The organism is Citrobacter sp. RHBSTW-00599, from assembly GCF_013784065.1.
Taxonomy (GTDB): domain Bacteria; phylum Pseudomonadota; class Gammaproteobacteria; order Enterobacterales; family Enterobacteriaceae; genus Citrobacter; species Citrobacter braakii.
This window is the reverse complement of record NZ_CP056717.1, coordinates 1,738,322-1,759,817: the sequence shown is the minus strand read 5'-3', so window position 1 is coordinate 1,759,817 and position 21,496 is coordinate 1,738,322. Positions and strand designations below refer to the sequence as shown.

At 53.3% G+C, this 21,496-nt stretch carries 20 protein-coding genes and 1 tRNA gene; 11 read left to right on the top strand and 10 right to left on the bottom strand.

The genetic code is table 11. The annotated features are described in order from the left end of the window. The first annotated feature begins 28 nt into the window (after positions 1-28). The 5 genes from HV243_RS08435 to yejF all read left to right on the top strand — a co-directional run bounded on the left by HV243_RS08435 (position 29) and on the right by yejF (position 7,213). Positions 29-1,588, top strand: coding sequence for a cyclic di-GMP phosphodiesterase (locus HV243_RS08435; RefSeq protein WP_046275467.1), 1,560 nt, complete (start codon positions 29-31; stop codon positions 1,586-1,588). Between the two features lie 99 nt (positions 1,589-1,687). Then, positions 1,688-3,502 carry an extracellular solute-binding protein gene (locus HV243_RS08430; RefSeq protein ID WP_053389537.1) on the top strand — a complete coding sequence of 605 codons (1,815 nt, stop codon included), beginning with the start codon at positions 1,688-1,690 and terminating at the stop codon, positions 3,500-3,502. Further along, positions 3,503-4,597: a microcin C ABC transporter permease YejB gene (locus tag HV243_RS08425; protein WP_016153751.1), complete on the top strand. Its 1,095-nt coding sequence runs from the start codon at positions 3,503-3,505 to the stop codon at positions 4,595-4,597. It begins immediately after the preceding gene. After that, a complete protein-coding gene (locus HV243_RS08420) occupies positions 4,597-5,622 on the top strand; it encodes an ABC transporter permease (protein ID WP_053389538.1) in 1,026 nt (341 codons plus the stop codon). The genes HV243_RS08425 and HV243_RS08420 overlap by 1 nt, the downstream gene beginning before the upstream one ends. Position 5,623: 1 nt before the next feature. Beyond that, entirely contained in the window at positions 5,624-7,213 is a 1,590-nt protein-coding gene (gene yejF / locus HV243_RS08415; RefSeq protein WP_053389539.1) for a microcin C ABC transporter ATP-binding protein YejF, read from the top strand. A gap of 3 nt (positions 7,214-7,216) precedes the next feature. On the opposite strand, the gene HV243_RS08410 is transcribed toward yejF, so the two are convergent. The 3 genes from HV243_RS08410 to rsuA form a co-directional block, all read right to left on the bottom strand. Beyond that, the gene (locus tag HV243_RS08410; protein WP_029139605.1) at positions 7,217-7,561 is read right to left on the bottom strand and encodes a YejG family protein; all 345 of its coding nucleotides are present in this window, start codon (positions 7,559-7,561) and stop codon (positions 7,217-7,219) included. Between the two features lie 333 nt (positions 7,562-7,894). Continuing rightward, positions 7,895-9,085, bottom strand: a complete 1,191-nt coding sequence (locus HV243_RS08405; protein ID WP_016153755.1) for a Bcr/CflA family multidrug efflux MFS transporter — start codon at positions 9,083-9,085, stop codon at positions 7,895-7,897. 15 nt (positions 9,086-9,100) lie between these two features. Next, entirely contained in the window at positions 9,101-9,808 is a 708-nt protein-coding gene (gene rsuA / locus HV243_RS08400; protein WP_047359190.1) for a 16S rRNA pseudouridine(516) synthase RsuA, read from the bottom strand. Between the two features lie 150 nt (positions 9,809-9,958). Here rsuA and HV243_RS08395 point away from each other — a divergent pair, with 150 nt between their 5' ends. Further along, the gene (locus tag HV243_RS08395) at positions 9,959-11,719 is read left to right on the top strand and encodes a DEAD/DEAH box helicase (RefSeq protein ID WP_053389540.1); all 1,761 of its coding nucleotides are present in this window, start codon (positions 9,959-9,961) and stop codon (positions 11,717-11,719) included. A gap of 124 nt (positions 11,720-11,843) precedes the next feature. Next, on the top strand, positions 11,844-12,128 hold the full coding sequence (gene rplY, locus HV243_RS08390) for a 50S ribosomal protein L25 (RefSeq protein ID WP_016153758.1): 285 nt from the start codon (positions 11,844-11,846) through the stop codon (positions 12,126-12,128). Between the two features lie 121 nt (positions 12,129-12,249). Here the strand turns inward: rplY and yejK are convergent, their stop codons facing one another. Continuing rightward, positions 12,250-13,257, bottom strand: a complete 1,008-nt coding sequence (gene yejK / locus HV243_RS08385) for a nucleoid-associated protein YejK (RefSeq protein ID WP_053389541.1) — start codon at positions 13,255-13,257, stop codon at positions 12,250-12,252. A 134-nt stretch (positions 13,258-13,391) separates the two neighbouring features. On the opposite strand from yejK, the gene HV243_RS08380 reads away from it, so the two are divergent. From HV243_RS08380 to narP, 4 genes are all read left to right on the top strand, one after another. Continuing rightward, positions 13,392-13,619 (top strand): YejL family protein, encoded by a 228-nt coding sequence (locus HV243_RS08380; RefSeq protein ID WP_003027506.1) that lies wholly within the window; start codon positions 13,392-13,394, stop codon positions 13,617-13,619. A 31-nt stretch (positions 13,620-13,650) separates the two neighbouring features. Continuing rightward, complete coding sequence (gene yejM, locus HV243_RS08375; RefSeq protein WP_053389543.1) at positions 13,651-15,411, top strand: LPS biosynthesis-modulating metalloenzyme YejM; 1,761 nt, start codon at positions 13,651-13,653, stop codon at positions 15,409-15,411. 74 nt (positions 15,412-15,485) lie between these two features. Then, positions 15,486-15,562, top strand: a tRNA-Pro gene (locus HV243_RS08370). Positions 15,563-15,769: 207 nt separating this feature from the next. After that, positions 15,770-16,417, top strand: coding sequence for a nitrate/nitrite response regulator protein NarP (gene narP, locus HV243_RS08365; RefSeq protein WP_016153764.1), 648 nt, complete (start codon positions 15,770-15,772; stop codon positions 16,415-16,417). A 59-nt stretch (positions 16,418-16,476) separates the two neighbouring features. Here the strand turns inward: narP and HV243_RS08360 are convergent, their stop codons facing one another. From HV243_RS08360 to HV243_RS08335, 6 genes are read right to left on the bottom strand one after another with little or no spacing between them, the layout of a single operon-like run. Beyond that, the gene (locus HV243_RS08360) at positions 16,477-17,526 is read right to left on the bottom strand and encodes a cytochrome c-type biogenesis protein CcmH (protein WP_016153765.1); all 1,050 of its coding nucleotides are present in this window, start codon (positions 17,524-17,526) and stop codon (positions 16,477-16,479) included. Then, positions 17,523-18,080 (bottom strand): thiol:disulfide interchange protein DsbE, encoded by a 558-nt coding sequence (dsbE, locus tag HV243_RS08355; protein ID WP_003834613.1) that lies wholly within the window; start codon positions 18,078-18,080, stop codon positions 17,523-17,525. The genes HV243_RS08360 and dsbE overlap by 4 nt, the downstream gene beginning before the upstream one ends. Next, positions 18,077-20,032, bottom strand: coding sequence for a heme lyase CcmF/NrfE family subunit (locus HV243_RS08350; RefSeq protein WP_016153766.1), 1,956 nt, complete (start codon positions 20,030-20,032; stop codon positions 18,077-18,079). Before HV243_RS08350 ends, dsbE begins: the two co-directional genes overlap by 4 nt. Continuing rightward, entirely contained in the window at positions 20,029-20,508 is a 480-nt protein-coding gene (gene ccmE, locus HV243_RS08345; RefSeq protein WP_016153767.1) for a cytochrome c maturation protein CcmE, read from the bottom strand. Before ccmE ends, HV243_RS08350 begins: the two co-directional genes overlap by 4 nt. After that, on the bottom strand, positions 20,505-20,717 hold the full coding sequence (ccmD, locus tag HV243_RS08340; protein WP_016153768.1) for a heme exporter protein CcmD: 213 nt from the start codon (positions 20,715-20,717) through the stop codon (positions 20,505-20,507). The genes ccmE and ccmD overlap by 4 nt, the downstream gene beginning before the upstream one ends. Next, complete coding sequence (locus tag HV243_RS08335) at positions 20,714-21,451, bottom strand: heme ABC transporter permease (RefSeq protein WP_016153769.1); 738 nt, start codon at positions 21,449-21,451, stop codon at positions 20,714-20,716. The genes ccmD and HV243_RS08335 overlap by 4 nt, the downstream gene beginning before the upstream one ends. Positions 21,452-21,496: the final 45 nt, after the last annotated feature.

The window sequence follows — 21,496 nt, the reverse complement described above, 5'->3', positions numbered from 1 at the left end:
CGGTTAACTCAGGTAAACATAAGGAACTATGTTTAAACGCTCCTCTTCATCCAATCAGAAAATCCTGCTTTCCTGTATGTTAACGGGGCTTATCGTCGCGCTCCTGGTGAGTACCCTGCAATTTTTCGTGACCTGGCATAAACGAGACATTAAGTACGACACGCTCCTTTCCGATATCCAGAATTATGTCAGCAGCTACTTCGCCGATCTCAAATCCACCACAGATGACCTTCAACCACTGGTCGCCAACAGTTGCCAACAAGTCGCTGCTCAACTGACCTCCAGCGCGGCCTTTAGCCTCAACGTTCGCGCATTTTTACTGGTCAAAAACGGCATTGCTTTCTGCTCCTCCGCAACGGGCGCAATGTTCACCCCGATTTTAGATCTGGTCCCAAGCCTCGATATCAGCAGAAATATTGATGTGGAATTACTCCCCGGTACGCCCATGATGCCGAACAAGCCGGCGATAATGATTTGGCACCGGAACCCATCGTTCACTGATAGCGGCGTGTTTACCTCACTGAATATTAATCTGGCCCCTTATCTGCTTTACACCGCCCGACAGGATGATTTTAACGGTATTGCCATAGTCGTCGGTGATAACGCGATTTCAACATTTTCATCACGGATTATTGATGCCTCCGCTCTGCCCCACTCTCACTGGCGGCAGGCGACCGTGGAAGGTATTCCGCTACAGATTCGTTTATATGCCGATGAGTGGACCTATACCGATGTCTGGTATTCGATTATGTTGGGATGCATGGCAGGGATTATTGCTGCGCTTCTTCTCTGGTACTACATCTACACCATCCGTTTACGTCCGGGCAAAGATATCCTCAACGCTATCAAACATAACCAGTTTTATGTGGTGTACCAGCCCGTCGTAGAGGTGCAGACACTGGAGGTGAAAGGTGTAGAGGTGTTATTACGCTGGAATCATCCAACAACGGGTGAGATCCCTCCGGATGCTTTTATTCACTACGCCGAATCCCAGAAAATGATTGTCCCGCTGACCCAGCATCTCTTTAAGTTGATAGCCCAGGACGCACCGATGCTGCAAAAAGTGTTACCCGCTGGAGCAAAATTGGGGATCAATATCGCGCCAACGCATCTGCACGGCGAGACGTTTAAAGACGACATTCATCACCTGCAGGCCTCGCTTCCCGCAAACCATTTCCAGATGGTGCTGGAAATCACCGAACGGGATATGCTTAATCAACACGAGGCCACAAAGCTTTTTGAATGGCTTCATTCCGCAGGTTTTGAAATTGCCATTGATGATTTTGGCACCGGTCATAGCGCGCTGATTTATCTGGAACGCTTTACCGTTGACTACCTGAAAATCGATCGCGGCTTTATTAACGCCATTGGAACAGAGACCCTGACCTCTCCGGTTCTGGACGCCGTGTTGACACTCTCTAAGCGTCTTAATATGCTGACGGTGGCTGAAGGGGTTGAAACGCCTGAGCAAGCCCGTTGGCTGCGCGATCGTGGGGTGCATTTTTTCCAGGGATACTGGATTAGCCGACCATTAAAACTTGCTGATTTCGTGCGTTGGATGGCGCAGCCCAATAAGCCGACGTGGTGATCGCAGTATGCGAATCATATACTCTCACTCGCCGCCACATCCCTTATCTTTCAGGCATGATGCCCGTCGGGTTGTGGCAGGAAAAGGAAATCGCTTTTAATGATCCCTCGCGTATTGCTGCTGTTTATCGCCCTCATCGGGTTTAGCGCCGAGGCGCAGTCCATCAAAGAAAGCTATGCTTTTGCCGTACTGGGCGAACCAAAGTACGCGTTTAACTTTAATCACTTTGATTACGTCAACCCTGCGGCCCCCAAAGGCGGGCAAATCACCCTCTCCGCCATCGGCACATTCGATAACTTCAACCGCTATGCGATGCGCGGTAATCCCGGAGCACGTACCGAAACGCTTTACGATACGCTGTTTACTACCTCTGACGATGAACCTGGCAGCTATTATCCGCTCATCGCCGACAGCGCACGCTATGCTGATGACTATTCCTGGGTAGAAATCGCCATCAATCCGCGAGCGCGTTTTCACGATGGCTCCCCCATTACCGCCAGCGATGTCGCATTCACCTTCCACAAATTTATGACTGAAGGCGTGCCGCAATTTCGCCTGGTCTACAAGGGAACAACGGTAAAAGCGATCGCGCCATTAACTGTACGTATTGAATTAGCCAAACCGGGTAAAGAGGACATGCTCAGCCTGTTTTCATTACCCGTGATGCCAGAGAAGTACTGGAAAGATCATAAGCTCAGCGCTCCCTTATCATCGCCTCCGCTCGCCAGCGGTCCTTATCGCATCACGAAATGGAAGATGGGTCAGTACATTGTCTATTCTCGCGTCAAAGATTATTGGGCCGCTAATCTGCCCGTCAACCGTGGCCGCTGGAACTTTGATACCATCCGCTACGACTACTATCTGGATGACAACGTCGCCTTTGAAGCGTTTAAGGCCGGAGCGTTTGACCTGCGTCTTGAAAACGATGCCAAAAACTGGGCGACACGTTATACCGGTAAAAATTTTGCGAATCATTACATCATCAAAGATGAGCAAAAAAACGAATCCGCCCAGGATACGCGTTGGCTGGCGTTTAATATTCAGCGCCCGGTGTTCAGCGACCGACGGGTGCGAGAAGCCATCACCCTGGCCTTTGATTTTGAATGGATGAATAAAGCTCTGTTCTATAACGCCTGGAGCCGGACCAACAGCTATTTTCAGAATACCGAGTATGCCGCTAAAAATTACCCCGATGCGGATGAACTGGTGATACTTGCGCCCTTAAAAAAAGATCTCCCTCCTGAGGTCTTCAGCCAAATTTATCAGCCGCCGAAATCAAAAGGCGATGGCTACGATCGTGACAACCTGTTGAAAGCCGATGCCTTACTGGAGCAGGCCGGATGGGTACTTAAGGGACAACAGCGCGTAAACAGCGCCAACGGTAACCCCCTGAGCTTTGAACTGTTGCTCCCGGCGGGCAGTAACAGCCAGTGGGTGCTGCCGTTCCAGCACAACCTGCAGCGCTTAGGCATTACAATGAACATCCGCCAGGTTGATAACTCACAAATCACAAACCGGCTGCGCAGTCGTGACTATGACATGATGCCGAGATTGTATCGCGCAATGCCGTGGCCAAGTTCGGACCTGCAAATTCTCTGGGCCTCTGAATATATTGACTCCAGCTATAACGCCCCGGGCGTGCAAAGCCCGGTGATTGATAAACTGATCAACCAAATCATCGCGGCGCAGGGTGATAAAGCCAAACTAATCCCACTCGGTCGGGCACTGGACAGGGTATTAACCTGGAACTACTACATGTTGCCGATGTGGTTTATGGCAGAGGATCGCATCGCCTGGTGGGATAAGTTTTCGCATCCAGCTATTCGCCCCATTTATACCATTGGTCTCGACAACTGGTGGTACGACGTTAACAAAGCGGCGAAACTGCCAGCAGCCAGACGGCAGGGAGACTAAATGGGCGCTTATCTGATTCGACGTCTGCTACTGGTGATCCCAACGCTTTGGGCCATCATCACCATCAACTTTTTTATCGTGCAGATTGCCCCCGGTGGTCCGGTTGAGCAGGCCGTCGCCGCTATTGAGTTCGGACAAAGCGGGGCATTACCCGGCGCGGGTAGTGAAGGCATTCGCGCCAGCCACGCGCAAACCGGCGTCGGCAATATCAGCGACAGTAATTACCGAGGCGGCCGTGGTCTTGACCCGGAAGTGATCGCCGAAATCACTCGCCGTTACGGGTTCGATAAGCCCATTCATGAGCGTTATTTCAAAATGCTCTGGGACTATATTCGTTTCGATTTCGGCGACAGTCTGTTTCGTAGCGCCTCAGTGCTGACGCTTATCAAAGATAGCCTGCCTGTTTCCGTCACGCTGGGGCTATGGAGTACGCTCATTATCTATCTGGTGTCGATACCGCTTGGGATCCGCAAAGCCGTTCACAACGGCAGCCGATTTGATGTCTGGAGCAGCGCATTCATTATTATTGGCTATGCCATACCGGCCTTTTTGTTTGCGATTTTACTGATCGTCTTTTTTGCCGGGGGCAGCTATTACGACCTGTTCCCACTTCGCGGACTGGTTTCCGCCAATTTTGATTCCCTGCCCTGGTATCAGAAAGTGACCGACTACCTTTGGCATATTACCCTGCCAGTGCTGGCGACGGTGGTTGGGGGTTTTGCCGCGCTAACCATGCTGACCAAAAACTCATTTCTGGATGAGGTACGCAAACAGTATGTCGTCACCGCGCGCGCCAAAGGGGTCAGCGAGAAAAACATTCTGTGGAAACATGTGTTTCGCAATGCCATGTTGCTGGTAATCGCTGGCTTCCCGGCAACGTTTATCAGCATGTTTTTTACCGGTTCGCTGCTGATTGAAGTGATGTTTTCACTTAACGGTCTGGGACTACTGGGTTATGAATCCACCGTATCACGTGACTACCCGGTAATGTTTGGCACGCTCTATATCTTCACCCTGATCGGTCTGCTGCTGAATATCCTCAGCGACATCAGCTACACGCTGGTCGATCCCCGTATTGATTTTGAGGGACGCTAATGTCGCGATTAAGCCCCGTCAATCAGGCCCGCTGGGCGCGTTTTCGCCATAACCGTCGCGGCTATTGGTCGCTGTGGATTTTTCTACTGCTCTTCGGCCTTAGCCTGTGTTCAGAACTGATTGCCAATGATAAGCCGCTACTGGTGCGCTACGACAATAGCTGGTATTTCCCCCTGTTCAAAAACTACAGTGAAAGCGACTTCGGCGGACCATTGGCAACCCAGGCTGATTATCAGGATCCGTGGTTACAGCAGCGCCTGGAAAACCGGGGCTGGATCCTGTGGGCGCCGATACGCTTTGGAGCCACCAGCATTAACTTTGCCACCGATAAGCCCTTCCCTTCCCCGCCTTCTGCACAAAACTGGCTGGGAACGGACGCCAACGGTGGTGATGTGCTGGCACGGATCCTCTACGGCACACGTATTTCTGTCCTGTTCGGATTAATGCTAACCCTGTGCTCCAGCGTGATGGGGATCATGGCTGGCGCAATCCAGGGCTATTATGGCGGTAAGGTGGATCTGTGGGGGCAACGATTCATTGAGGTTTGGTCAGGTATGCCAACGCTGTTTTTGATCATACTGCTGTCGAGCGTGGTCCAGCCAAACTTCTGGTGGCTACTGGGCATTACCGTGCTGTTTGGCTGGATGAGCCTGGTTGGCGTGGTACGCGCGGAATTTTTACGTACCCGAAACTTTGATTACATTCGTGCCGCTCAGGCGCTCGGCGTGAGCGATCGCAGTATTATTCTGCGCCATATGCTGCCCAATGCGATGGTCGCCGCCCTGACCTTTTTACCGTTTATATTATGCGCCTCGATCACCACTCTGACCTCGCTGGATTTTCTTGGCTTCGGCTTACCGCTTGGATCGCCATCGCTGGGAGAACTCCTGTTACAGGGTAAAAACAACCTGCAGGCACCGTGGCTTGGCATCACCGCGTTCATCTCCGTTGCCCTGCTATTATCGCTACTGATATTTATTGGTGAAGCGGTACGCGACGCGTTCGATCCCAACAAGGCGATTTAAGATGACACAACCGCTGTTAGCTATTGAAAATTTATCGGTAGGTTTTCGCCAACAGGAGACCGTGCGCACCGTGGTCAATACCCTCTCACTGAGGGTTGATGCCGGGCAAACTCTGGCGCTGGTGGGCGAGTCCGGTTCAGGTAAAAGCGTGACCGCGCTTTCTATTCTACGGTTATTACCGACCCCACCCGCAGTCTACCTTTCCGGCGACATCCGTTTTCATGGCGAATCATTGCTTCATGCCGACGAACAGACGCTTCGCGGCGTTCGTGGGAATAAAATCGCCATGATTTTCCAGGAACCAATGGTGTCGCTAAACCCGCTTCACAACCTTGAAACACAGCTGTATGAAGTGCTGTCGCTGCATCGGGGAATGCGTCGGGAGGCTGCGCGGGCAGAAATACTGACCTGCCTGGATCGGGTCGGCATCCGTCAGGCGGCCAAACGTCTCGCAGACTATCCGCACCAGCTATCCGGCGGTGAACGCCAGCGCGTGATGATCGCCATGGCGCTGCTTACGCGACCGGAGCTGCTTATTGCCGATGAACCGACCACCGCGCTGGATGTCTCCGTACAGGCGCAAATCCTGCAGCTGCTGCGGGAGTTACAGCGCGAGCTGAACATGGGATTACTGTTTATCACCCACAACCTCAGCATTGTGAAAAAACTGGCCGATACTGTTGCGGTGATGCAAAACGGCCAGTGCGTTGAGCAAAATCGAGCAGCGCAGCTGCTCACTGCGCCAACGCATCCCTACACGCAGAAATTGTTAAACAGCGAACCTTCCGGCGATCCGGTGCCTGTACCTGCCGGGCAAGCGCCATTGCTGGAAGTGGAAAAACTCTGCGTTGCCTTCCCCATCCGTAAAGGTATCCTGAAGCGCGTGGTGGACCATAACGTTGTGGTTAACAACGTCAGTTTTTCCCTCCGGCCCGGTGAAACGCTGGGGCTGGTCGGGGAGTCAGGATCGGGGAAAAGCACTACCGGGCTGGCGCTACTGAGGTTAATCACCTCGCAGGGAAGCATTGTGTTCGATGGCCTGGCGCTGCATACCTTAAATCGCCGCCAGCTGTTACCGGTACGTCACCGCATTCAGGTTGTTTTTCAGGATCCCAACTCCTCGCTGAACCCGCGCCTGAGCGTGCTACAGATTATTGAGGAGGGACTGCGCGTTCATCAGCCAACCCTGTCAGCCGAACAGCGCGAAGCGCAGGTGAAAGCGGTAATGGCGGAAGTGGGACTGGATAGCGAAACGCGGCATCGTTACCCGGCGGAGTTTTCCGGCGGTCAACGTCAACGCATAGCCATTGCCAGAGCCTTGATTCTCAAGCCTTCCCTGATCATTCTGGATGAACCAACATCGTCGCTCGACAGAACCGTACAGGCGCAAATCCTGACGTTATTAAAGTCTTTACAGGAAAAGCATCGCCTGACTTATATCTTTATCAGCCATGATTTGCACGTAGTACGCGCGTTATGCCATCAGGTTATTGTGCTAAGGCAGGGAGAGGTCGTGGAGCAAGGACAATGCGAGCACGTATTTAACGCGCCACAGCAGGCATATACGCGTCAGCTGCTCGCGCTAAGCTGACGCTCAAAACGGATTGTTATTTGAAAACGGCTCTGCGATGGCCACGCCGAAATTTTTCAGTCTGCAGGTCGCGGCAAATTCATCCTGGCGATTAACAAACAGGCACGGCTCTCCTTCGCATTCCAACACGGAACAAGGTACCTCAATGTCGCTGAGGGCCTGGCTGAGTTTATGCATGACTGACCACGCGCTGTCACCATCAGGGCTAAGCAATTTGAGCGCCACCAGGCTGTTCTCATTGCTCTGACCGTTTTGCGGAATCGGTTCAACCTTTGAACCTGCGAAACCCACCGACCAACGATAGCACTGTGGCAGACGATGAACGATTGAGAGTTGTAATGTCATCACTTTCTTTCCCTGGAAGTACAATCACTTCACAATTATTTTACATCAATATTAACACATCATTGACAATACGTCTTTAAACAGTTCGTAAACGTTTACACCCTGACTTTATGCCACTTTCCGAACCAAATATTTAAATTTATTCAACGGTTCTGGCATATTTCCGCGCTATATGTACTCGTTTCTGCGATCTAACTCAACCTTTTTAACTACAATGATGTGACTTTTTACATAAATTGATTTTACATAAAATAAACATAAGCGGGGAAATTGATAGATTTGCGGTTGATGTACATCAACTCTGGAGGCCATATCGCCCCCAGGTTGTGTAATAGATCACCGTTTTTTGGCGCGACTGGCGTAGAGATAGAAGAGAATTGAGCAGGTAGCGCAAAACGCTATCGACCAGATCATCGGCCAGGCCGAGTTAAAGGTCGCCAGTGACAGCAGCGCCCCAACGATGGCGCCAATGCCAAAACGGAACGTCCCTGCCAGCGATGACGCCGTTCCCGCCATATGCGGAAATTCATCCAGAATGACTGCCATGGCGTTGGAAGACACCATCGACACGCAGCCAACAAACGCCGCAACGCCCACCACCAGCGCCCAGAAACCAACCCCGAACAGCGCGCTAAAGACCATCCAGCCCGCCATCACGAATTGGATCCACAGGCCAGTACGGAACATATTCAATGCCCCAACCCGACGAACAAAGCGGCTGTTGATGATGGTCATCACGAACAGGAAAACAATGTTCAGCGCGAAGTAATAGCCGAAATGCTGCGGTGAAACGTGGTTGATCTCAATGTAAACAAAAGGTCCGGCGCTCAGGAACGAGAACATCCCGGCAAAACTAAACCCACTGGCCAGCATATAGCTCAGTACACGCTTGTGGCGAAACAGCGAGGCAAAGTTGCCGAGAGTAGTACGCAAGCGAAACGGCTGACGGCGCTCAACTGGCAAGGTCTCTTTGATCAGCGTAAAGATCATCACCGACGCCAGAATAGCCGCCACAGCGAGGATCCAAAAGATGTAGTGCCAGCTCAGCCATACCAATACCCAGCCGCCCACGATGGGTGCCAGTAAGGGTGCAATTGTCGTGACCAGCATGACAAAGGACATCATGCGCGAAAACTCTTCCTTCGGATAGATATCGCGCATCAGGGCGTTGATAACCACGCTCGCCGCAGCCGCAGCCAGACCATGGAAGAAACGCATCACGATCAGTTGATCGATAGTTTGTGCCAGCGCACAGGCAACTGCCGCCGCCGCAAACACCAGCGTCCCGCCCAGAATCACCGGCTTGCGCCCAATGCTGTCAGCCATTGGACCATAGAGTAACTGCCCCACCGCGAACCCAAGAATATAGGTACTGAGGGTCATCTGCGCGCTACCTGCAGGCACACCAAACTGTTCAGAGATAACAGGTAGTGCCGGAAGATACATATCAATCGACAACGGCATCAGCATGGCTAACAAGCCAAGGATAAAGACAATGGCAATTGACGAGTTCTGCCGGGTGGTCACATTTAGCTCCTGAAATTAACGCGGGGTTAAGTTAACGCTGGCGATTTCTTCTTCGGTCAATGGACGGTATTCACCCGGCTCCAGATCCTCATCAAGCTTGATGTCACCAATCCGTTCACGGTGCAGTTCCACAACGTGGTTACCGACGGCGGCAAACATACGTTTAACCTGATGATAGCGCCCTTCGCTGATGGTCAATCGCACCTGAGTTGGCGTAATGACGTCCAGCACGGCCGGTTTGGTCAGGTCTTTCTCATTATGCAGTTGTACGCCATGGGCAAACTGTTCGGCGGTGTCATCTGCCACCGGCGACTCCAGCGTTACCAGATAGGTTTTCTCACAATGGTGACGTGGCGAAGTGATGCGATGCGACCACTGTCCGTCATCGGTCATCAGCACCAGTCCGGTGGTGTCGATATCCAGGCGCCCTGCCGCATGCAGTTTGTAGGCAACCGGCTCATCAAGGAAATAGAGCACTGTCGGGTGATCCGGGTCATCCGTTGAGCAAACATAGCCCTGAGGTTTATTCAGCATAAAATAGCGCGGGCCATTTTGTTGAATCAGGGAATTGCCGTCATATTCTACGTCGTGTTCTGGCAGCAGCTTAAAGGCACTGTTTTTGACGATTTCACCGTCGACGGTAACGCGGTTAGCACGGATCTCACGCCCGGCAATAGCGCGGCTGACGCCGAGTTGCTGAGCGATAAATTTATCAAGTCGCATGAGTGTGATTTTTGCCTGTAAAAAACAAGAAGCGGGATTGCGCCCGAAAAGTGGGACGATTATCCGCCCAGTATAGCGGCGTTACACCATCCCTCAAGGGAAATGATTCATGGCATACTATACATTGTTGCTGCTTACCTTAATGAGCCCATGATTTTTACTCTTCGCCCGTACCAAAAAGAAGCCGTGGATGCCACGCTCAACCATTTCCGCCACCACCGCACGCCAGCGGTTATCGTCCTGCCAACCGGTGCAGGAAAAAGCCTGGTGATTGCTGAACTGGCCCGCGTGGCGCGTGGTCGCGTGCTGATACTGGCGCACGTTAAAGAACTGGTCGCGCAAAACCATGCCAAATATCGCGCGTTGGGGCTGGAAGCCGATATTTTTGCCGCAGGACTGAAGCGTAAAGAGAGCCACGGGAAAGTGGTATTTGGCAGCGTACAGTCGGTGGCGCGTAATCTTGACGCCTTTCAGGGAGAATTCTCGCTGCTTATCGTCGATGAATGTCACCGTATTGGTGATGACGACGAGAGTCAATATCAGCAAATCCTCACTCACCTGACCAAAGTAAATCCCCACTTACGCCTGCTCGGGCTTACTGCCACTCCTTTTCGTTTGGGCAAAGGCTGGATTTATCACTTTCATTATCACGGTATGGTGCGCGGCGATGAAAAAGCGCTGTTTCGTGACTGCATTTATGAATTACCGTTGCGTTACATGATTAAACACGGCTACCTGACGCCGCCAGAACGCCTCGACATGCCGGTAGTGCAGTATGACTTCAGCCGCCTGCAGGCGCAGAGTAACGGCCTGTTTAGCGAAACGGATCTGAATCAGGAACTGAAAAAGCAGCAGCGAATAACGCCGCATATCATCAGCCAGATTGTCGAGTTTGCCCAGACGCGCAAAGGGGTGATGATTTTCGCCGCCACAGTGGAGCACGCCAAAGAAATTCTGGGCCTGCTGCCTGCTGACGATGCCGCGCTAATCACCGGAGACACGCCTGGCGCAGAGCGTGATATGCTGATTGAAGAGTTCAAAGCCCAGCGCTTTCGCTATCTGGTGAATGTGTCGGTCCTGACCACTGGCTTCGATGCCCCGCACGTCGACCTTATCGCCATTCTGCGCCCGACGGAGTCAGTTAGCCTTTACCAACAAATTGTCGGTCGCGGCCTGCGCCTGGCACCGGGTAAAACCGACTGTCTGATCCTCGATTATGCCGGTAACCCGCACGATCTTTACGCGCCGGAAGTGGGGGCGCCGAAAGGGAAAAGCGATAACGTTCCGGTGCAGGTGTTCTGTCCCACCTGCGGGTTTGCAAACACCTTCTGGGGCAAAACAACGGCAGACGGCACGCTGATTGAACACTTTGGCCGCCGCTGTCAGGGGTGGTTTGAAGATGATGACGGCCATCGCGAACAGTGCGATTTTCGTTTTCGTTTTAAAAACTGCCCACAATGCAACGCGGAAAATGATATCGCCGCCCGCCGTTGTCGGGAGTGCGACACGGTGCTGGTTGATCCAGATGACATGCTGAAAGCCGCGCTCAGGCTCAAAGATGCGCTGGTCCTGCGCTGTAGCGGCATGGTGTTACAAAACGGCCAGGATGAAAAAGGCGAATGGCTAAAAATCACCTATTACGATGAAGATGGTGCCGACGTTAGCGAACGCTTTCGCCTGCATACTCCCGCGCAACGTACGGCTTTCGAGCAACTGTTTATTCGCCCGCACACCCGAACGCCCGGCATTCCCTTACGCTGGATAACCGCCGCCGATATCCTCGCCCAGCAGGCGCTGTTACGTCATCCTGATTTCGTGGTGGCGCGTATGAAAGGTCAGTACTGGCAGGTCCGTGAAAAGGTCTTCGATTATGAAGGACGCTATCGTCGGGCACATGAATTACGCGGTTAATCGTACTTTTGATTGATGTACCAGCCGTTTAAGTATAGAATCTCGCCCGCTTTTGCATACGCAAAGCAGATCACTTACCTGTTGCTGGGTCGCCTGTAGCAGGAATTATTAAAGAGAGATTTAAATGTTTACTATCAACGCTGAAGTACGTAAAGAGCAGGGTAAGGGTGCGAGCCGCCGCCTGCGTGCCGCTAACAAGTTCCCGGCAATCATCTATGGTGGCGCAGAAGCCCCGGTTGCTATCGAACTGGATCACGATGCAGTTATGAACATGCAAGCTAAAGCTGAATTCTACAGCGAAGTTCTGACCATCGTTGTTGACGGTAAAGAAGTGAAAGTTAAAGCTCAGGCAGTACAGCGTCACCCGTTCAAGCCGAAGCTGGCACACATCGACTTCGTTCGCGCGTAATCGCTTACAAGTTGAAGAAAAACCCCGCCTCGGCGGGGTTTTTTTATGGGATTTTGTTGGCGGTAAAGATGAATCACACAGGCCGGATGGGGGCGTTAACGCCCCCATCCGGCAAACGGTTTTATTTCCCGCCCGAAGTACGACGCTGTAGCTGATCTCGCAGGTTCGGCGGCGTACCTTTGATGGTCAAAGTATCTGTGGCTGGATCCCAGAAAATACGCTCACCCAGTAACATGGCGTCGAAGTTGATGGTTAACCCGCCGCCGCTTCCGGCAAATTTGGTTAACTGACGCAGCGTGCTGCGATCCGCCGGGAAGCTCTCTTCCAGCTCGTAGCCTTTATCAGCGGTAAATTCGCTGAAGCTGACTTCACTGACGCCGGAAAGCTCTTTGGACAGCGACTCCAACTCGATCTCTTCACCGGCCTGCAGTTGCTCGTTACAGTAGCTGTACACCTGCTGACGCACGTTCTGGCGTTCTGCTTTATCGAGTTGCGCCTCGGCGGTAAAGTCATCGACCGCCTGCAACAGGCCGCGGTTTTGCGCTTTGGCGTTAAGCCCCTCGCTGGCACCCAGGAAGTCCATAAAGAAATCGGCGACTTTGCGCCCTACCCGCCCTTTCAGGAACGTCAGATAGCGCGTGGACTCCGGGTTGGTTTCCCACTCGGTTAAATCAATACGCGCCACGATATCCGCATGATTGATATCCAGATAGTGCGTCGGGTTGATATCCAGATGTTCATTGACGCGCATACTGCTTAAATTGTTCAGCACGGCGACCAGCAGATACTCTACCGCCAGATAGCGGTAATGGCAGAACAGGACAATGCCGCCATCAGCAAAAGGATATTTCGCCAGTTCGTCTCGCAAGCGCCCAGTCGCTGCACGACTAAAGGCCAGAAAATCCTCTTCGCCCTGACGCTGTAAACGCAGCGTTTGCGCCAGTTCACTCTCTGCGCTAAACAGGCCATAAGCTTTATTCTTGGCGCTGTACACCCGATGCAACTCAGCCATCATATCGACAACGGTCGCTGTCGGTTCCAGTAATGAATCGCGCAAGACCAGCTCAAGGTTCTGCTCGTCACGTTTGATAAGCTGGTGCAGGGCAATCTGGTTGATATCCAGACTCATGATAAACTCTCCTTTTAGACCGGGCGGTATTCAACCACCTGCCGGGCAGTGACGCAATAGAAGATAAAAAAGCAGAAAAAAAACTGTCTGTACGGTAATATGTTGCCCTTTCATGAACAGACTGATTTCGATTTATGCCACAAATTTCCCGCTATAGTGACGAACACGTTGAACAACTGCTGAATGAGATGCTCAACGTACTGGAAAAACATAAGGCGCCGACCGACCTTTCCCTGATGGTACTGGGAAATATGGTGACTAACCTTATCAATACAAGCATCGCACCGGCCCAGCGCCAGGCGATTGCCAATTCTTTTGCCCGCGCATTGCAGTCTTCGGTAAACGACGACCAAGCGCATTAAGAGCCTGCTCCGGGGAAACGAACAACAGTTTATGGTAACTCATCGTCAACGCTACCGTGAGAAAGTCTCCCAGATGGTTAGCTGGGGGCACTGGTTTGCCTTGTTCAACATTCTGTTGGCCATGGTGCTCGGTAGCCGTTACCTGTTTGTCGCCGACTGGCCGACAACCCTTGCAGGTCGTGTTTATTCCTACCTGAGCGTTGTCGGGCATTTTAGCTTTCTGGTGTTCGCCACCTATCTGCTGATCCTGTTTCCCCTGACGTTTATCGTCATGTCCCAGAGGCTGATGCGATTCTTATCAGCTATTCTGGCGACGGCTGGCATGACGCTGTTGCTAATCGACAGCGAAGTTTTTACCCGCTTCCACCTGCATCTCAATCCGATCGTCTGGGAACTGGTCATCAACCCAGACCAGAATGAAGCGGCGCGTGACTGGCAGCTGATGTTTATCAGCGTACCGGTTATTCTGTTAATTGAAATGCTGTTTGCGACCTGGAGCTGGCAAAAGCTGCGCAGCCTGACGCGTCGTCGCCATTTTGCCAAACCGTTAGCAGCATTCTTCTTCGTTTCCTTTATCGCCTCGCACGTGGTGTATATCTGGGCGGATGCCAATTTTTATCGCCCGATTACCATGCAGCGTGCGAATCTGCCGCTCTCCTACCCGATGACGGCACGTAAATTCCTGGAAAAACATGGCCTGCTGGATGCGCAAGAGTATCAGCGACGCCTGATCGAACAGGGCAATCCGGAAGCGGTTTCCGTGCAGTACCCGCTCAGCGAACTGCGCTATCGCGATATGGGCACCGGTCAGAACGTGCTGCTGATTACCGTCGACGGTCTGAACTACTCACGCTTTGAAAAACAGATGCCTGCGCTGGCTGAATTCGCCGGGCAGAATATCTCGTTTACGCGTCACATGAGCTCAGGCAACACCACGGATAACGGGGTCTTTGGCCTGTTCTATGGTGTCTCGCCAAGCTACATGGACGGCATTTTGTCGACCCGTACGCCTGCGGCGCTGATTACTGCACTGAACCAGCAGGGTTACCAGTTAGGGCTATTCTCCTCGGATGGCTTTACCAGCCCGCTGTATCGCCAGGCGCTGCTGTCAGACTTCTCCATGCCAAGCGTACAAACGCAATCTGACGAACAAACCGCAAGCCAGTGGATTAACTGGCTGGGACGCTACGCGCAGGAAGATAACCGCTGGTTCTCGTGGGTCTCCTTTAACGGGACGAACCTTGATAACAGCAACCAGAAGAACTTTGCCAAACGCTATGCCAGCGCCGCTCAGGATGTGGATGCCAATATTAACCGTGTTCTTAGTGCCCTGCGCGACTCCGGTAAACTGAACAACACGGTGGTGATTATTACCGCAGGTCGGGGCGTGCCGCTGACTCAAGAAGAGAACAATTTTGCCTGGTCGCGCGGTCATCTGCAGGTTCCGCTGGTTATTCACTGGCCGGGAACGCCTGCCCAACGCATCAATAGCCTGACCGATCATACAGACCTGATGACAACGCTCATGCAGCGCCTGCTGCACGTCAGCACGCCTGCTAACGAATACTCGCAGGGGCAGGATCTGTTCAATGCAAACCGCCGCCATTACTGGGTTACCGCCGCCGACGGCAGCACGATGGCAGTTACGACGCCAGAGATGACGCTGGTGCTGAACAACAACGGTAATTATCAGACCTATGATTTACGCGGCGAAAAAATAAAAGATCAGAAACCGCAGCTAAGCCTGCTGCTACAGGTTCTGACGGATGAGAAACGATTTATTGCTAACTGATTAATTATAAATCACTTAGCGATGCTTCCCCTTGCATTCGCAGCGGAAAGCAGTAGTATTAGCAGCCATAGCGTCGGCACGTAGCGCAGCCTGGTAGCGCACCGTCATGGGGTGTCGGGGGTCGGAGGTTCAAATCCTCTCGTGCCGACCAAAAATCCCAGAAAAACCAACCTTCATGGTTGGTTTTTTTATTCCCGCGATTCCACGTTCCTTATTATTACCCCGGCCTTTAGCACAGGTTTTACTACTTACCCATGCACAAATTGGGGTAAAATTTACCCTCTCATCAGCGCGATGAAACTAGACGAGTGATGCGCTGAAAACAATAATGATACTAATAAAAACTCAGGAGAATAGTATGCCTGAAGCAACGCCTTTTCGGGTGCTGATTGTCGACGACCACCCACTAATGCGGCGAGGAATTAGTCAATTATTGCAACTGGATCCCGCATTTAACGTAGTCGCGGAAGCAGGTGACGGTGCCAGCGCTATCGATCTGGCTAACCGTCTGGACCTGGATGTGATCCTGCTGGATCTCAATATGAAAGGCATGAGCGGACTGGACACCCTGAATGCGCTGCGCCGGGATGGCGTCACCGCGCAAATTATTATTCTTACCGTCTCGGATGCCGCCAGCGATGTGTACGCCTTAATTGATGCCGGCGCGGATGGTTATTTACTCAAAGACAGCGATCCTGAAGTCTTGCTGGAGGCCATTCGCAGTGGCGCCAAAGGCGGTAAAGCTTTTAGCACACGCGTCAGCGAATATCTGCGCGAACGCGATCTGTTCGGCGCACAAGAAGATCCCTTCAGCATTCTCACCGAACGTGAACTGGATGTATTGCATGAACTGGCTCAGGGGCTGTCGAACAAACAGATTGCGTCAGTGCTGAATATTTCCGAACAGACCGTGAAAGTGCATATTCGCAACCTGCTGCGCAAACTCAATGTGCGCTCTCGCGTTGCTGCCACTATCCTGTTTTTACAAACGCGTGGAATGCAGTAATCCATGAAGAGGCCGGATAGCCCCGATATGCGAAGCGCTATCGGGGCTATTCTGGATACTTATTTCTCCTGCGGCGTTAGCTGCTCCATCGCCTGCTTAATACTCCGTTCTATTACCGCCCGACGGGTATCGTTGGCAGGTAATAGTTTCAGCATCATCTCCCACGCCGCAACCGCCTCGCCGAAGCGCTGCTGTTCAAAGGCGTTGAAAGCGTACATGCTGAGAACTCGCACGTTGGCATGTTCGCCACGCACCAGTTGGCGTAACAGCTCCCCTCCCCGACGGTTATCATCAGGATCGGAAGAACGGGTCAGCGCTTCCGCATAGCCCAGCGCCGCATCGCTGTTTTTAGGATCCAGTCGATAGGCATTGGCATAGGCTTCAGTGGCCGTACTGGCGTTACCGAGAACCATGCCAATGCGTCCAAGCATGATCCAGCCTTCAACATTTGCGGGATCGGCTTGTAAACGTGTGCGCAGCCCCAGCGCCAGACGCGCCATATCTTCTTCATTGAGCGGTTCCGCTTTCGGATCCAATGCCCGCTCCAGCAACGCCGGAGCCTGAGCAGTGGCCTGCTGCCAGACCTGAACCTGCTTATAGCTGCCGGTTTGGTAATAGCTTACTGCGCCAACCACCAGCGCCACCACGATACCAGGCACAAACAACCCGAATCCACCGCGCTTGCCATTCGGAATAACATCGTCAGGAAACGCTTCCTGTTTCACACGGACGCGTCGGCGAGTACGGGCGAAAATAATCCAGCCCCCCAGACCAATCGCTACCACCGGCATCACCCACAGCAGCACGGTAAGCGGCGTTAACGGCGGATCGTACGTGACGAAGTTGCCGTAGCGCGCCACCATGTAATCGACAATTTCTTTCTGGCTTTTTCCTTCCTGCATCAGTTCGTACACTTTCTGACGCAGGTCGGTGGCAATCATCGAGTTAGAATCGGCAATGCTGTTGTTCTGGCATTTAGGACAACGCAGTTGTTCAGTAAGCTGGCGGAACTGCTGCTCCTGCGCTTCGTCCTTAAACTGCATCACGTCGATAGTCGCAAGCGCGGATCCCGAGATAACCAGCATTAGCAGGCCCAGTAAAAATCTCATTGCGCAGCCTCCTTACTGTACTTGTCCCATAACGGTTTGATCTCGCTCTCCCACACCCGGGCGTTCAGATCGCCGGCATGGCGATAGCGAATAATGCCTTTGCCGTCGATCAGGAACGTCTCCGGAGCACCGTACACGCCAAGATCCAGACCGAGCATACCGTCGCCGTCAAACAGACTTAATGAGTAAGGATTACCCAGCTCTTTCAGCCAGACAATGGCTTTCTGACGATCATCTTTATAGTTCAGACCCACTACCCGCACGCCTTGCGCAGACAGCTGATTCAGATACTGATGCTCGGCGCGACAGGTCGGGCACCAGGTCGCCCAGACGTTCAGCAATACCGGTTTGCCCTGCGTCAGCACATCGGCCTGATAGTGCTGACCCGGATTTTCCAGTGACTCCAGGCGGAATGTCGGAACAGGTTTGCCGATCAGCGCCGATTCCAGATTAGTGGGATCGTCGCCCTGAGCGTTACGCGCGAGCTGCCACAACAGCGCCGCCGCAATGATGAGAAAAATAATAAACGGAATTAACAGTGCGTTGCGCTTCATACAGCCTCCGACGCATTTTTTTGCACCGCGGCGCGAGGTCGCGTCCGCTGGCGATAGCGTGGATCAAACAGGCAGAACAACCCGCCCAGCGCCATCAGCAATCCTCCGGCCCAAATCCAGCGAATAAACGGTTTGTAGTACAGGCGTACAGCCCATGCGCCATTATCCAGTTCTTCACCCAGCGCAGCGTACAGATCGCGCGTGAATCCACCGTCAATTGCCGCTTCGGTCATCATCGAACTGGTGCTGTTATAGAAGCGTTTTTCCGCATGCAGCGTGGCTTCCGGCTTACCGTCTCGGGTAACGCCAATAATGGCAACGCCGCCCCGGTAGTTTGGCCCGGTAATATCTTTCACTTCGCGGAAAGTGAACTGATAGTTATGGATACTAACGCTATCACCCGCTTTCATGCGCACATCGCGTTCAACGCTGTAGTTCTGGCTAAAGGCAATACCAACAATGGTAATCGCCAGCCCAACGTGACCCGATACCATGCCCCAGTAGCTTGGCGTCAGCTTTGTCCCACGGGAAATACGCAGGAACGCTTCGGACATCGCCAGTACGAATATCCAGCACGCCATCGCCAGCCCCACCACTGTCATGGCGGCAATGCGATCCTCAAGCAGCCACGGCAGCAGCAGCGACAGAACAAGGGTGGTGACAAACGCGATAAGCAATAACGTTTTCAGTTTACGCGGTCGGTCACGGCCCCAGCGCACTAATGGCCCAATCCCCAACAACAGTGCGAACGGCGCCATCAGCCAGGTGAACATGGTGTTGAAAAACGGCTCGCCAATCGAAATGCTGCCCAGTCCCAGCTGTTTGTGCACCAGCGGCAGCAGCGTGCCCAGTAGCACCACCAGCATGGCGGCAATCAGCAGGACGTTATTCCCCAGCAGCAGCGATTCACGCGACCACAGCGCGTTGTTTACCCGTGAGCGAACCTTGTGACCGCGCACTGCAAACAGCAGCAGGGAGCCGCCAATTACCAGCACCATAAAGGCCAGAATAAACATCCCGCGCGACGGATCGGAGGCGAAAGCATGTACCGACACCAGTACGCCGGAGCGCACCAGGAAAGTACCTAACAGACAAAGTGAGAATGCGCAGATTGACAGCAACAGCGTCCAGGCTTTAAAGCTGGCGCGCTGTTCGGTTACCGACAACGAGTGCATCAGCGCCGTTCCCACCAGCCATGGCATAAACGAGGCGTTTTCAACCGGATCCCAGAACCACCAGCCGCCCCAGCCCAGCTCGTAATAGGCCCAGGCCGAACCGAGCACAATGCCCAGCGTCAGAAACACCCACGCCGCCAGCGTCCACGGACGCGAAAAACGGGCGAATGTGCTGTCCAGTCGACCGCTCATCAGCGCAGCAATCGCAAATGCAAAGGCGACCGAGAAGCCGACATACCCCATGTACAGCAGCGGCGGATGGAAAATCAGCCCCGGATCCTGCAACAGCGGGTTCAGGTCACGTCCTTCAATCGGGAAGTTCGGCAACGTGCGGGCAAACGGGTTGGAGGTAAACAGAATAAATAGCAGGAAACCGACGCTGACCATTCCCATGACTGCCAGCACGCGGGCGACGATATCCAGCGGCATGCGCTGGCTGAACGCCGCAACGGCGAACGTCCAGCCGCTCATCAGCAGCACCCACAGCAGCAACGAGCCTTCATGCGCCCCCCACGTCGCCGCCACCCGATACCAGACCGGAAGCTGGGTGTTGGAGTTGCTGGCGACGTAGGTCACGGTAAAGTCATTAACCACGAAGGCGTTGACCAGAATCAGGAACGCCCCCATCACACAGATAAACAGTACCCAGGCAAAGGGACGCGCGGAGGCCATCATCCGCACGTCGCCGCGCGCTACGCCCCACAGCGGATAGACCGACAGCAGTAATGCAACGCCAAGCGCAAGGCACAACAGCGCATTGCCAATTTCAGGCATCATGACGTTTTATCCTTATAAACACTTTCCGGGCGACGGTGGTTTTCCTGCATCGCTTTTTCGACTTCCGGCGGGGTGTAATTTTCATCATGTTTAGCAAGCACTTCTTTGGCCTGCACATGATTTCCCCCGTCCAGTTCGCCCTGAACGACGACGCCCTGCCCTTCGCGGAACAGATCCGGCAGAATGCCTTCATAGGTGACATCCACCACACCTTCGGCGTCATAGATGCTGAAATTCACCTTCAGCGACTGCGGATCGCGCTTTACGCTGCCAGGCATAACCATACCGCCCACGCGCAGGCGCTGGCCGACTTCAGGCATTTGCTGCGTTTCGCGCTTACCGTAGAGTATTTCTCCCGGCGTATAGAACAGGTCGATATTGGAACGCAGCGCGTAGAGCACCAGCGAAATGGTTAAAGCCAGACCTGCCAGGACCGCGCAGGCTATCCATAACCGATTTTTACGTCGAATATTCACGCCGCCTCCCGTTGCACTTGCGCCGCGCGCATGCGCGCTTCTCTCGCCCGCTGCTGCGCGACACCGCGTAAGATTGCACGATGCTGTAACGCAGAATGCAGCACCAGCGCCACCAGCGGGACAATGCTCATCGCCACAGCCAGCCAGACATACAAGGCGTAACCGCCCATCGCGAAAAAATCACTCCATGATGCAAATGCAGGGGTCATTGGCGGCCTCTTTTTAAGATCAGTTCGCTCACCCACGGGCGGCGTTTTTCCATCATCAAAATCAGGTTACGCATGCGCATCAGCGCCAGCGTGACAAACAGTAACAGGTAGCCGACGATCGCCAGACGCAGCGGCGCGCGCATTGCCGGATCGATACTCTGCTGCATACGGGTCGACCCCTGATGCAGCGTATTCCACCACTCGACCGAGTAGTGAATAATCGGCAAGTTGACCACGCCAATCAGCACCAGAATGCCGGCAGCGCGACCAGCCAGACGGCGGTCGTCAAAGGCATGCCACAGCGCAATGGCGCCAACGTAGAGAAACAGCAGCACCAGTTCAGAGGTGAGTCGGGCATCCCAGACCCACCAGGTGCCCCACATCGGTTTGCCCCATGCAGAGCCCGTCACCAGCGCAATAAAGGTAAACACGGCACCAATGGGCGCCATCGCGGCCAGCGCCAGATTGGCCATTTTCATCTGCCAGACCAGGCCAATAAACGCGGCAACGGCCATCGATGCATAAATACCCATCGACCAGATTGCTGCCGGAACGTGCAGATAAATAATGCGATAGCTCTGCCCCTGCTGATAATCCGCAGGCGCGAAGCCAAAGCCCCAGATCAATCCGGTTATCAGTACCACCGCGCTGGCAATCGCCAGCCACGGGATAAACCAGCCGCAGATCTGATAGAGCCGAGGAGGCATCGCCAATTGATGAAGTGTTTTCCACATAGTTCAGTCACCAGACTCCGTAAATTAATATCCATTGTGCCGGAG